Annotated in this window: 15 protein-coding genes; 2 read left to right on the top strand and 13 right to left on the bottom strand. The window is 68.5% G+C overall.

Annotated features, from left to right (window positions below):
- The 10 genes from AM590_RS19385 to dapA all read right to left on the bottom strand — a co-directional run bounded on the left by AM590_RS19385 (position 1) and on the right by dapA (position 8,230).
- The gene (locus AM590_RS19385) at positions 1–480 is read right to left on the bottom strand and encodes an Rpp14/Pop5 family protein (RefSeq protein WP_058828902.1); all 480 of its coding nucleotides are present in this window, start codon (positions 478–480) and stop codon (positions 1–3) included.
- 9 nt (positions 481–489) lie between these two features.
- Positions 490–1,116 (bottom strand): class I SAM-dependent methyltransferase, encoded by a 627-nt coding sequence (locus tag AM590_RS19380; RefSeq protein WP_058828901.1) that lies wholly within the window; start codon positions 1,114–1,116, stop codon positions 490–492.
- Positions 1,100–1,795: an RNase P subunit p30 family protein gene (locus AM590_RS19375; RefSeq protein ID WP_058828900.1), complete on the bottom strand. Its 696-nt coding sequence runs from the start codon at positions 1,793–1,795 to the stop codon at positions 1,100–1,102. Before AM590_RS19375 ends, AM590_RS19380 begins: the two co-directional genes overlap by 17 nt.
- 84 nt (positions 1,796–1,879) lie before the next feature.
- On the bottom strand, positions 1,880–2,440 hold the full coding sequence (locus AM590_RS19370; RefSeq protein WP_058828899.1) for a BGTF surface domain-containing protein: 561 nt from the start codon (positions 2,438–2,440) through the stop codon (positions 1,880–1,882).
- 50 nt (positions 2,441–2,490) lie between these two features.
- Positions 2,491–3,588, bottom strand: coding sequence for a M20 family metallopeptidase (locus AM590_RS19365; RefSeq protein WP_058828898.1), 1,098 nt, complete (start codon positions 3,586–3,588; stop codon positions 2,491–2,493).
- A complete protein-coding gene (gene dapF, locus AM590_RS19360) occupies positions 3,585–4,451 on the bottom strand; it encodes a diaminopimelate epimerase (protein WP_058828897.1) in 867 nt (288 codons plus the stop codon). Before dapF ends, AM590_RS19365 begins: the two co-directional genes overlap by 4 nt.
- Before the next feature lie 20 nt (positions 4,452–4,471).
- Positions 4,472–5,719, bottom strand: coding sequence for a diaminopimelate decarboxylase (gene lysA / locus AM590_RS19355; protein WP_058828896.1), 1,248 nt, complete (start codon positions 5,717–5,719; stop codon positions 4,472–4,474).
- Entirely contained in the window at positions 5,716–6,558 is an 843-nt protein-coding gene (locus tag AM590_RS19350; protein WP_058567180.1) for a 2,3,4,5-tetrahydropyridine-2,6-dicarboxylate N-succinyltransferase, read from the bottom strand. The genes lysA and AM590_RS19350 overlap by 4 nt, the downstream gene beginning before the upstream one ends.
- Positions 6,555–7,316, bottom strand: coding sequence for a 4-hydroxy-tetrahydrodipicolinate reductase (gene dapB / locus AM590_RS19345; protein WP_058828895.1), 762 nt, complete (start codon positions 7,314–7,316; stop codon positions 6,555–6,557). The genes AM590_RS19350 and dapB overlap by 4 nt, the downstream gene beginning before the upstream one ends.
- The gene (gene dapA, locus AM590_RS19340; protein ID WP_058828894.1) at positions 7,313–8,230 is read right to left on the bottom strand and encodes a 4-hydroxy-tetrahydrodipicolinate synthase; all 918 of its coding nucleotides are present in this window, start codon (positions 8,228–8,230) and stop codon (positions 7,313–7,315) included. The genes dapB and dapA overlap by 4 nt, the downstream gene beginning before the upstream one ends.
- A gap of 389 nt (positions 8,231–8,619) precedes the next feature.
- Between dapA and AM590_RS19335 the strand changes: the two genes are divergently transcribed.
- Positions 8,620–9,117, top strand: coding sequence for an NYN domain-containing protein (locus AM590_RS19335; RefSeq protein WP_058828893.1), 498 nt, complete (start codon positions 8,620–8,622; stop codon positions 9,115–9,117).
- Between the two features lie 10 nt (positions 9,118–9,127).
- Here the strand turns inward: AM590_RS19335 and AM590_RS19330 are convergent, their stop codons facing one another.
- Together AM590_RS19330 and AM590_RS20665 are read right to left on the bottom strand one after the other, a co-directional pair.
- Positions 9,128–10,048 (bottom strand): hypothetical protein, encoded by a 921-nt coding sequence (locus tag AM590_RS19330; protein ID WP_058828892.1) that lies wholly within the window; start codon positions 10,046–10,048, stop codon positions 9,128–9,130.
- An 88-nt stretch (positions 10,049–10,136) separates the two neighbouring features.
- Positions 10,137–10,304, bottom strand: coding sequence for a hypothetical protein (locus AM590_RS20665; protein ID WP_008092747.1), 168 nt, complete (start codon positions 10,302–10,304; stop codon positions 10,137–10,139).
- 119 nt (positions 10,305–10,423) lie between these two features.
- Here AM590_RS20665 and AM590_RS19325 point away from each other — a divergent pair, with 119 nt between their 5' ends.
- Entirely contained in the window at positions 10,424–10,903 is a 480-nt protein-coding gene (locus tag AM590_RS19325) for a PUA domain-containing protein (protein WP_004970910.1), read from the top strand.
- A gap of 498 nt (positions 10,904–11,401) precedes the next feature.
- Here AM590_RS19325 and AM590_RS19320 read toward each other — a convergent pair whose 3' ends face one another.
- On the bottom strand, positions 11,402–12,418 hold the full coding sequence (locus AM590_RS19320; RefSeq protein WP_058828891.1) for a presenilin family intramembrane aspartyl protease PSH: 1,017 nt from the start codon (positions 12,416–12,418) through the stop codon (positions 11,402–11,404).
- Positions 12,419–12,451 lie beyond the last annotated feature (33 nt).

Raw genomic sequence — 12,451 nt, 5'->3', positions numbered from 1 at the left:
TCACTCGAAATCGAGTTGCGTCGCGCCCGTGAACCCGTCCGAACCGCCGACGTCCAAGAGTGAGTCGCGGACGACAGCGGTTCGGGATTCGTTCTCGAACACGACGGTTCTCTCCTCAGAAATTCCGGCCCGGCCGTGTAAATACCTTTCCGAACAGGCACGCACTGTCCCCGAGACGCCTCGCACTCTCACCCCGACTGGGTCGCCGCCGACGGCGTCGATGCAGGCGAGCGCGGCCCGGGCTTCCTCGACGTGACCGCGACGGGCGCGGACGATGGTCTCGGCGATGCCGTCGTCGTAGTCGAACCCGAGGACGGTCAGGTCGGCGTCGGCGCTCCCGGCGTCGCCGTAGAGGTTCTGCGCGGCGTACCAGAGCTCGCGCTGGAACGGCCCGCGGGCGAGGTCTGCGTCGGGCCACGTCTCGACTTCGACGGCGAGGTAGCGCCGTCGCGGCCGGAGGTGTTTGGGCAGGTGTTTCATCGGCTCAGCTCACTCGTCGGCGTTCGGCGCTCGCTCGGCGACGAGGACGCCCACCTGTTCGTGGACGGACTCGACGGCTGTGAGGACGAATCCGGCGTCCGTGAGCGCGTCGGCGAGGAAGCCGACAGTCGCGGGGTCGTCCACCTCGGGCGAGTAGAACGGCTCGTCGGGGTCGGGCGTCCCGAAGAACATCACGTCGCCAAGGACGAACCGGCGCGGTTCGAGGTCGGCGATGACGTTGATGGCCTCGCGTTTCTCTTCGTCCGAGAGGTGGTGCATGGCGAAGTTCGTGACCACGATGTCCACCTGCTCGTCGTCGTCCACGTTCGGTTCGCGGAACCGGCCCTCACCGAACTCGACGTTCTCGATGCCGACTTCGGCGGCTTTGGCGCGGGCCTGTTCGAGCATCCCCTCGCTGATGTCGCGGCCGACGACGCGCTTCGCGTCGGGGGCGAGCGCGAGGGCGATAGCGCCCGTGCCGGTGCCGAGGTCGAGGACCACGTCCTCGGGAGAGGGGTCGGCGTAGTGAACGACGAGCGAGACGCACGCGCGGTACTCATCGCTGTCTTGCGAATCGTCGTACTCCGCGGCGATGTGGGAAAAGCGGGCGGCGTGTTCCTCAATCGTCTTCTTCATATCGTCCCCGTTTGACGCCGGGGGCTATGAACGACTCGGACATGCGCTCGCGGTTGCGCGCCGCGAGGCGGCCCCACTCGCGGAGGCCGTCGAGCACCTGCTCGCGGTCGAAGCCGATGACCTCGCCCAGTCCCGCCAACTCGCGGGGGCTCCGCAGTTGGAGGTGCGACGACGGGGTCGCGGAGACGACGTACGGGGCGTCGTAGTACTCGACGAGTTCTCGGAGCTTTCGAAGGGCCGAGATGGCCTGCACGCGAGTCCCCCCGTCGCTTCGGAGCACCGGCCCGAAGTCGAACTCGACGCGGACGCCGTTGTCGCGGGCGGCCTTGGCGAGGACGTGGTTGAAGTTGCCGTTGCCCTCCATCGGACGCGAGAGCACGTCGACTCGCGGCTGTTCGACGGCGAAGCGGTTGAGCGCGTTCGTGCCGCCGCGGAGGATGAGTAGTTCGCGCTGCGGGCGGTAGTTCCCGACCGCGCCGCTGGCGCGCTCCGGGTTCGACGCGTCGATTTCGACGGCGTCGACGAGGTCCACATCGAGGGCGTCGCGGAGGCGGTCGTAGTCGGGGCTGGCGTCGAGCGCGCGGACGACGACGCCGTCGTAGTCGTACCGACCGGCGGCGACGGCGGCGCGACTGGCCGTGCTCTCGCCGTCGGGGTGTGCGTAGACCGCCTCGTACATACGCCGACACAGGAACGGGTGGGAAAAGGGCGTTGCGTTCCGGAACTCCGGCGCGAGGCCGGCGCGAGGCCGGGCGACGGGCTGTTAGAACCGGGCGTACGCGGCGATCGAGGCGAGGCAGAGCGCGACGACGCCCGCACCGGCGCCGAAGCCGGGCACCTCGAACCCGGACAGCGAATCGGTTGACGTCGCCGTCGCCGTCGACGGCTGGGCGGTTTCGGTCGTCGTCTCCGTGGTCTCGACGTCGGGCGTGAGCGTCGAGTTACCGGGCATGTCGTACGTCACGAGCGTGGCGTTTTCTTGGTAGATGGCCTGCTGGTTGTGGCGAATCGAGACTCGAACCGGACCGCCGCGGAGCTGAGACAGCCCCGAGAGGTCGAACGTCACGTCGAACGTGCCGTTTTCGCCGACGCGGACGATCCTCGAAACGAGGAACGAGTGGGTGTCACCGACGGACTGCACGCGGACGCCGATGAGCGTCCCGGACTCGAACGGGGTCGAACCGTGAATACGTTCGCCATCGGCCGCGTCGAGAGTGAGTCCCTCGCCGGAGTGGTCGATAACGGTGCCGTCGGCGGCGACGGCTCCCGGAAGCGAGAGCGCGACCACGACGAGGAGGACGACGACGAGGTGGGGAGGGCGCATCGTCCGAAACGTATCGTTCGGACAACAAGTACGTTTTGATTAATTAACAGTTAGGCGGTGAGCGCGGCGACGGCGGCGGTGAGCGCGGCGGCCGCGGTTCGCACGTCGTCGGTACGCACGTACTCCCTGTCGGCGTGCGCGACCGCGCCCTCGTCGTCGGCGAGGTCGCCGGGCCCGAAGACGACGACGGGCGCGGGAGAGAAGTAGGAGGCCTCGGTCGCGGCCGTAAAGGGCCGAACGTCCGCCCGGCCGCCGGCGTCTCGGGAGGCGGCGGCGAGCGTCGTCACGAGTTCGTGGTCGGGGTCGGTCGCGAACGCTTCGAGGAACGGTGTCGGGCGCTCCGTGAGCGCGAAGTCGACGCCAACGTCGTCGGGGACGACGGCCCGAAGCGTCGATTGGAGTTCCTCGCGGAAACCGTCGGCCGTCTCCGGCGGGACGCTCCGGCGGTCGACCACGAGTCGGCAGTCGGCGGGCACCTGATTCGAGTTCGCGCCGCCGTCGACCATCGTCGGCGTCAGCGTCGCCGCTCCGAGTTCGGGGTGGGACTCGCGGTCGTCGTCGAACGACCGGAGGGCGTCGAGGACCGGCGCGAGCGCGTCCACGGCGTTGCTCCCCGACTGCGGCTCGGCCGCGTGCGCGGCGACGCCGGACAGCGACACCGTCCCCTCGAACCGACCTTTCGCGGCCGTACAGACGTCGAGGCCGGTCGGTTCGCCGACGATGTACATGTCTCCGTCGAGGTCGAGAGCGGCCGCGCCCGTCGAGAGGAGTTCCTCGTCGGGCGTGATGGCGAGCGTCACTCGGGCGTCGGGACCGGGGTCGGCGGCGAAGAACGCCGAGAGAAGCGCCGCGAGCGGTCCTTTCGCGTCGCAGGAGCCGCGGCCGCGGATGACTCCCTCGTCGCGTTCGTACGGGACGTGCGGCGAGACGGTGTCGATGTGCGTATTGAGGACGAGGTGCGTCGTCGGCTCCGCCGCTCCCTTCGAGGCGACGGTGTTGCCGGCGTCGTCCACAGTCGGACTGACACCCTCGGCTTCGAGCGTCTCGACCAGCAGGTCGCGCATCTCGCCCACGTCGTCGTTCGACGCGACGGGGACGGCCCGTTCGAGGAACGCCACGGGGTCGAACCCGTCGGCGTCGCCGCTCATCGCTCGCGGAAGACGATGTCGGCCTCGCCGTCGCCCTCGTAGACGGCCGGGCCGCCGAGGAGCGCCGACCCCTCGTCGGGGACGGTCACGGAGAGCGCGCCGCCCGGCGGGGTGACGGTTACGGGGTCGTCACCGGAGACGTGTCCGAGTCGCTTCGCGGCCGCGACGACGGCGACCGCGCCGGTGCCGCAGGACTGCGTCTCGCCCTCGACGCCGCGCTCGAAGGTGCGCTGTCGGAAGCCCCCCTCGCCGTCGGGGGAGGCGAGCGTGACGTTCGCGCCCTCGGGGAACACCGACGCGTGGCGGACGGCGGGGGCGACCGATTCGAGGTCCACGGCGTCCACGTCGTCGACGAAGGCGACGGCGTGGGGGACGCCCGTGTTGACGGCCGTGACGGTCAGCCCCTCGACCTCGGTCTCGACGAGTTCGTCGTCGGCCGCGAGCGGCACGTCCCGTGGGGAAAAGGAGGGGACGCCCATCTCGACGGTCACGTCGGTGCCGTCGAGGCTCGCGCGGCGGGTGCCGGCGGGCGTGTCTATCATGACTTCGTTCGTGCCGGTTCGCTCGGCGGCCCACGCGGCCGCGACGCGAGCGCCGTTGCCGCACATGGCGGCGACGGAGCCGTCGGGCTGGACGAGGGTCATGACGACCCGCGGCGGGTCGTATCGCGATTCGAGCGCGAGAAACAGGACGCCGTCTGCGCCGCGGCGCTCGCTCTCGCTCAGGGTGATTCCGGCCTCGCGGTCGCAGTGGGTGCGGGCGAAGGCGGGGCGATCCGGGACCGGATCGTCTGCGTCGACGACGAAGAAGTCGTTTCCGGTGCCGTGGAACTTTTCGAAGGGAACGGTGTTGAGTACGCTCATGGTTCTGTGTGGGTGCTTGGTCAGTTGGGGATGTGCTCGGATACGGTTCGTTCGAGTGCGGTGACGTCGTCGAGGGTCTCGCGCCGGCGGGCCAGTCGGGGGCCGTCGGCGTCGAGGACGACTTCCGGGGGGCGCGGACGAGAGTTGTAGGTGCTCGCCATCTCGTAGCCGTACGCCCCCGCGTTGCCGAGCGCGAGACAGTCGCCGCGCTCGGGGGCGGGGAGGTCGCGGCCGTCGGCGAACACGTCGCTCGTCTCGCAGACGGGGCCCGCGACGATGGTCGAAACCGGGTCGGCATCGGGCCGAGAGAGGTTCGAAATCGCGTGGTACGCGTCGTACATCGCCGGTCGGAGCAGAGTCGTCATACCAGCGTCGATGCCGACGACGGTCGTCTCGGGGGCGTCCTTCACGGTGTTGACCCGCGAGAGGAGGACGCCGGCGTCGGCGACGACGTAGCGGCCGGGTTCGACTGCGAGTTGTGCGTCCACCTCGCCGAGCGCCTCGCGGGTCGCGTCGGCGACGGCGTCGAGGTCGAGCGGCGGTTCGTCCTCGCGGTACGGGACGCCGAAGCCGCCGCCTACGTCGACGAATTCGAGGTCGCCGACCTCGCGGGCGAGGTCGCCCATCCGGCGGACCAACTCGCGGTGCGCCGAGAGGTCGTCGCCGGAGATACCGCTTCCCGCGTGGGCGTGGACGCCGACGAGGTCGAACTCGTCGCGTACGTCGGCGGCGAGGTCGGGGACGCGGTCGATGGGGATGCCGAACTTCGCGTGCCCGCCGGTCGTGACCTTCTCGTGGTGGCCCGCGCCGACGCCGGGGTTCGCCCGGAGGCAGAGCCGACCGTCGAAGCCGCGCTCGCGCAGGCGGTCGATAGTGTCCGCCGCGCCGACCGTGACGGTCATCTCGGGGTTCGACTCCCAGCGCGAGACGACGTGGTCGAGGTCGGCGTCCGGCGGGTTGACCGCCGTGTACCGGACGCGCTCGCCGGGGAAGCCGGCGTCGAGGGCGCGCTCGACTTCGCCGGCGGAGGCGCACTCGGCGTCGACGCCAGCCTCGCGGACGGTTTCGAGCACCGCCCGACCGGCGTGGGCCTTGACGGCATAGCTGACGTGCGCTTCGGGGAACGCCTCGCGGAGTCGGACGCAGTTCTCGCGGACGCGACGGAGGTCGGTCACGTACAGCGGCGATCCGAACTCGTCGGCGAGCGACAGCAGGCGCTCGCGGTCCCAGTCCGAGAGCCGCCGGACGGCCGGCCCGCCGCCGCTCATTCGCGCAGCGCCTCCTCCCGACGGGTCGCGTCGAGGGTGTCGTCCTCGATGTCGAGGGCGACGACCGCGGGCTTGTACGCGCCGCCGGCGAACAGGTCGTGGTCGCCGAGCGACGACTCCACGAAGCGCGTGAAGGCGCGGCGGTTCGCGGGCAGGTGGCCGTAGTAAATCTCCTCGTCCACGAGGTCGTAGACGGGGATTCGAGGCGTCAGAAGCGTGTTTTCGCCGACGATGGAGTTCTCGCCGACGACGAAGCCGGAGGTGACCCGACAGCCCGCGCCGAGCGCCGCGCCGTCTTCGACGACGACTGGCGCATCTTCGACGGGTTCGAGCACGCCGCCGATGAGCGTGTTCGCGCCGAGCTTGACGTTCGCGCCGATTTGCGCGCAGGAACCGACGGTGTCACAGGAGTCCACGAGCGTGCCGTCGCCGACGTACGCGCCGACGTTCACGAACGAGGGACTCATCATGATGCAGTCGGAGCCGAGGTACGCGCCGCGGCGGATGGCAGTGCCGTCGGGGGTGTTGCGCGTGCCGCGCTCCCCGAGGTCTTCGGTGTCGCGCAGGGGGAGCACGTCGTGGTAGCGAACGTCGCCGTACTCGCGGGCGAGCGTCTCGCGCAGGCCGAAGTTGAGCAGGATGCCCCGCTTGACCCACTCGTTGGCCTCCCACGAGGTCACGTCGGAGCCGGTCTTCTCGGCGGCGCGCACCTCGCCCGCCTCGAGGGCGTCGAGGAACGCGTCGAGCGTGTCGAGTTCGTCGACGGTCGCCGACGCGGCGTCTACGTCGCCGTCGTCGTATCGCTGCCACAGGTCTCGTACGTCGGATTCCAGATTCATTCGAGTACCTCGGTGAAGTCGTACCACCCGGCGTCGCGGTCGGCGAGCCACGCCGCGGCGTCGAGTGCGCCAGCGGCGAAGACCCCCCGCGACCCCGCGCGGTGTGTGAGTGATAGTGACTCGTGATTTCCAGCCAGTAATATCTCGTGCTCACCGGCAATATCCCCCGCCCGGCGAGCGTGGACGCCGACTTCTCCCTCAGACCGGGGTGCTTCGCCCTCACGGCCGTGAACGCGCTCGGAGTCGCCGCGCACATCGTCGATATCGTCGAGGATAGTCAGCGCCGTCCCGCTCGGGGCGTCGCGCTTGGCGTTGTGGTGCGTCTCCGTGAGTTCGATGTCGTAACCGTCGAGGGCCGGGACCGCCTCGCGGACGGCCCGGCGGAGCGCCGCGATGCCGCGCGAGAAGTTCGAGGCGTACAGCACCGGGACCTCCGATGCGGACTCGCGGAGCGCGTCGAAGCCGCCCTCGCTCAGGCCGGTCGTGCCGGTGACGAAGGCGACGCCCGCCTCCGCGCAGGCCGACGCGTACTCGATGCAGGCCGCCGGGCCGGTGAAGTCGACCACGACATCGGGGTCGTGCGAAGCGAGCAGGTCGGTGAAGTCGGCCGCATCCGCGACGACGACGCCCTCGACCTCGTCGCCGGGTGAGCGACTGACCGCGAAGGCGACCGAGAGGTCGTCGCGGTCGGCGGCCGCGGCGAGGACTTCCCCGCCCATGCGGCCGGTCGCGCCGGTGACGCCGAGAGAGACCGTCACTCGGCAGCACCCCCGTCCGGAATCGCCTGCTCGGCTTCGAGGTCGGACAGCAGGCGGCGCAGTTCCTCGGTGTTCTCCTCGGTGAGGCGGGTGAGCGGCGGGCGCAGGCGCGCCGGGCCGTAGCCCCGAATCTCCATGGCCTCCTTGACCGGGATGGGGTTCGTCTCGGAGAACAGGTGGCGGTTCAGCGGGGCGAGGTCGTGGTGGATGTCGCGGGCGCGCTCGTAGTCGCCCTGCAGCGCGGAGTGGACCATCGCGCCGACGCGCGCGGGTTCGACGTTCGCCGTGACCGAGATAGCGCCGACGCCGCCGACCGAGAGAACCGGGAGCGTGAGCGCGTCGTCGCCCGACAGCACCGCGAACTGCTCGTCGCGGGTCCGCTCGACGACCTCCGAAATCTGGCCGAGGTCGCCGCTGGCGGCCTTGTAGGCGGTGATGTTCGGGTGTTCGGCGAGGGTCGCGGCCGTCTCGGGCAGGATGTTGCTCCCGGTGCGCCCGGGGACGTTGTAGACGATTTGCGGCAGGTCGATTTCGTCGGCGATGGTCCGGTAGTGCTCGACGAGACCACTCTGCTCGGGCTTGTTGTAGTACGGCGAGATGAGAAGCAGCGCGTCGGCACCGGCGTCGGCAGAGCGTCGGGAGAGTTCGAGCGCCTCGCGGGTCGAGTTCGACCCGGACCCGGCGATGACGGGCACGTCCTCGACGGCCTCGACGGCCGCTTCGACGACTTCGACGTGTTCGTCGTGGGAGAGTGTCGCGGACTCGCCGGTCGAACCGACGGGCACGATGCCGTCGACGCCGGCCTCTTCGAGGCGTCGCACGTCGGCCTGGAACTGTTCGAAGTCGATACTGCCGTCCTCGTGGAACGGCGTGGTCATCGCGGGATAGACGCCGCGGAAGTCGAATGATGTCATGTGTCGGTGATGGGTGTGGTGACGGTCGTGGGAGTCGATATCGGTCGTGTGACCGGAACGTGCGTCAGCCGAAGGCCGCCCGAGACGGGGTCGCTACTCCCGCAACGAGCGATTCAGTACGCACGTTTTTTCGAAAAGAAAGCGGCACGCGACGCTGTCGAGGGTGTGGTGACCTCCGAGTGCCGCGTCGCGTCGTTCACACCGGATGCAGGTGCTGGAAGCGTAATATAACTTGCGCCGTCTGCAGGACCTGCCGGACCCGACGGGCGGGCTGAGGCGCGATTCGCGGCGGTCTCCGTCCGGTTTCCAGTCTCCGAGGTGGACACTCGTCCGACGCGTCCCCGTCTCCCCGGACGGTTATTAGCCCGCGCCGCCCAAGCGTCGTACGAATGACCGAGATACACCCCAACCAGCGTGTCGCCATCCTCGCCGACGCGCAGAACCTCTACCATACGGCACAGAGCCTGTACTCGCGGAACATCGACTACTCGTCGCTCCTCAAGAAGGGAACGGCGGGCCGCGCGCTCACTCGCGCCATCGCCTACGTCATCCGGGCGGACTCGCCCGACGAGGGGAGTTTTTTCGATGCACTCGTCGACATCGGTTTCGAGACGAAGATCAAGGACATCAAGACGTTCGGTGACGGCTCGAAGAAGGCCGACTGGGACCTCGGCATCGCGCTCGACGCGGTCAGCCTCGCCGACCACGTTGATACGGTCGTCCTCTGTTCGGGCGACGGCGACTTCGAGCGGCTCTGTACCCATCTCCGCCACGAGGGCGTCCGCGTCGAGGTGATGGCGTTCAAAGAGTCCACGGCGGACGAACTCGTCGAGGCGGCGGACACGTTCATCGACCTCTCCGAAAGAAAAGAGACGTTCCTGCTGTAGTCTCCGCCGGCTATTCGAACTGTGGAACCACCGAGTCGCCGTCGATGTCCGGGCCCGCCGTCTCGGCCGCCCCATCGGTCCCCGAGTCGTGGGCCTCGAAGAAGGCGACCGCGTAGACGTACTGGAACGTCGCCAGAACCATCTGCGTCGCCATCGAGATGGCGGCGATAGCGGCGATTTCAGTCGGCGAGAAGCCGAGACCGGCTTGTGCTGCCGCGGGGGTCGCCGCGTCCTGTACCCGCTGGACGTTCTGGAACGTCCGAAAGATGATGAATCCCGTGACTGGGATGCTGATGACGAGGCCGACCACGAACCGGATGACCGAGTAGCCGAGCGAGGGGATGATGTTGTTCCGGACGAGTCGGTAGCTCTCGCCGAACGACTCGATTGCGCCCTTGTCGCCGACGACGACCGCGACGGGGTAGAACTGGACGAGGAAGAGGACGACGACGTACACCAGTCCAAGGAGGGCGAGGACGGCGATGCCGACGAGGAAGCCGCCGCCGAGGGCCAGATTGGAGACGTCGCCACCGCCGGCTGCGAGGCCGCCGAGACCGAGCGAGACGGCCATGGCAACCACGACGATGACGAACACGATACCGAAGGCGATGACGATGCCGAGTTGGACGATGTTCGCCAGGAGCATCGGGACGTACTTCTCGCGGCCGACGGCGGTCAGAGTCGATAACGAGGTCGAGCCTCCACCCTCGCGGTCGACCGCCTCGTCGGCCATCCCGTAGAGACCGGCGGCGACGAACGGCGTGACGAAGAACGTCACCGCCGTGAGGATAGTCGGAACGAACGGTATCTGCGCCAACTGCGTGGCGAGTTGCGGAAGCGTGATGAGGCCCAAGGCGAGTCCGCCGAGGAACAACACCGGGCTCGACCGGATGCCTCGGAGGGCGGTTTGGAGGGAACTAATAGCAGCCATACCTCGACGTGTCGATGTGACAATACGTAAAACAGGAGGGTCGAGACGCCGGCGTGGTCGGGTCCGTATTCGGGCCCGCGAGCGGGAGTCAGGCCGTCGGCGTCGCCAGTCGGGCGACGGTGGCGACCGCGCCGAGCGCCGCGATGGCGGCGAGCACCGTCGGGAGCCGCCAGTCGAGCGCCGTCTGCGTGAGAAGCATACTGCTCGCGAGCAGCAGCACGGTCCCCACGGCGGCGAGTCGAACGTCCACAGACATACTCCGAGGGGGGTCTGTCCCGTACTTAGGACTTTCCGTCTCGAACGTGCGTGGTAGCTCGGCACACGCGGTCGAACGGGACCGCGACCCACTTTAGCCGGCGGGGCGAACGGCGGGGTATGACCGAAGGCCACGCGACCGATTTGGACGACCTCCGGGTCGTCGCCGACTACCAGTTCGGGGCCGGCGCGGGCGACGCGCTGTTCCCGGCCGACGCGGACATCGAGCTCTCGCGCTCGCGGAGCGGCCGCCCGCGACAGGTGTACGTCGAGGGCGACCGCGTCACCTCCTACGGCACCGACGGGCGGTTCACCCTCGGCGTCGCCGGCGGCCGCCGCCTCTACGACAGTCTCGACGGCGACGCCTACGTCGTCCGCGTCGGCGACGAGTCGGTCCCGTTCGTCCGCGACGGTAAGAACGCGTTCGCGAAGTTCGTCACCGACGCCGACCCGGCGGTCCGCTCGGGCGACGAGGTGTGCGTCGTCGGCCCCGACGGCGACCTGCTGGGCGTCGGTCGCGCGGAACTCTCCGCGGACGCGATGCTCGACTTCCAGACGGGGATGGCGGTTCGCGTCCGCGAGGGCGCGGACGAAGAGTGAAGTGAAGCCGGGGAACTCGGGCGGTACGTCTCTGTTGGGATTCTAGAGAGGTGGGAGAAACGGCGTGCGAGACTTGGAGGTTTTATTTCTCAGCGTCGGGACTGGCCATAGACCATCGATAGATGTTCCGCGTGATGTACAATCCAACAATCAAGAAAACCAGCCCTGCGAGGATAGTTGCAACATCTACCACAATCGGTTGAGTTCCCTCTGTGATGTATGGCGGTGGAGCGTTCCACATTTGATAGGTCTCATAGACACCAAGTAGCGTCACGATGAAGGTCAGACCAGCAACCCCGACGCCAGCCCGTCGAAACGTTCGTGGCACTTCAAATGTCATTGTTTTTATTATTGACCCGGCTGTAAAGTGATTTTCCCAATCTCCACAAGATGTCATACTATCTGAATAACGTCAGATACTACTGACCAACTCGCACCCGCCAGTCAGTACGGTTTCAACAAACAATCACCGGACGAGCACTTCGACGGACCCGCGTTTCAGAGGTACGGCGCGAGACCGAGCGCGGAGACGAGCGGGACGCCGGCGACGACCGAGCCGACGAGGTAGCCGCCGATTGCGCCGCCGTTGAGAAGCGGCAGGCCGGCGTGCGCCCGCCCTTTCATCACGGCCCACATCAGCCCGCTGAACCCGGCGAACGTCCCGGCCATGGCGAGGAGCGCCGGGAGGTTGAGCGCCGGGAGCGCGCCGAAGCCGAGCGACGGCGCTTCCGAGAAGAACGCGCCCGAGGCGACCATCACGGTCGGCATGACCGCGTCGCCGAGACCGATGAAGAAGGCGTCGCGGTCGGCGGGGTCGGAGTCGTCGGCGTCGGTCGCCTCGGCGTCAGCCGTCTCCGCGTCAGCCGCCTCCGCCGGTTCACCCCCGTCGGTCGCGTTCTCGCCGTCGCCGACTTCGTTGGCGTCGCGGGCGAAGTCGTCGTCGAGAAGCGAGTACGACAGCGTCGTCGGGATGACGAGCACGACCGGGATGCGGAGGTCCATCACGCCCTCCGCGAGGTCGAGCATGTGTTTGGTCTTGTAGACGCTGATGGCGTCGTAGATGGCGAGGACGGACAGGAGCACGATTGCCGGCAGCAGGCCGAAGCTAATGCCGAACAGGGCGGCCGCGCCCGCTCCCATGAGCGCCCCGGCGGCGTCGATGACGTACCACTCGGGGTAGACGAGCAGGGCGAGGGAGACGCCCGCGGAGAGGGCGATGGCGACGAGGCCGTTGGGGACGAGGACGGCGAAGACGTACCACGCGAGCAGGCCGCTCGTGAAGACGATGACGAGGCGGATGAGCTGGTCGAGGTCATACTTGAACGCCGCGAGCATGAACGCGGTCATGACGATAATCGCGCCGATGTAGAGGAGGCTGTTCGTCGGGTCGGTGGGGTCTTCGACCGTCTGGTACCCCTGTTCGAAGAACGTCGGCACGAGGGCGAGCGCACCCACCTGCACGACGAGGAAGATGAGGGCGGCGAGGGCGACCCCCCGATAGGCGCGGCGTGACATGCAGGGGCGTTCCCACCCGAGGGGTATGGGGGT

Source organism: Haloferax sp. Q22 (assembly GCF_001482285.1).
Classification (GTDB): domain Archaea; phylum Halobacteriota; class Halobacteria; order Halobacteriales; family Haloferacaceae; genus Haloferax.
The sequence above is the reverse complement of the archived record's forward strand: the minus strand, read 5'-3'. Positions and strand labels throughout refer to the sequence as shown.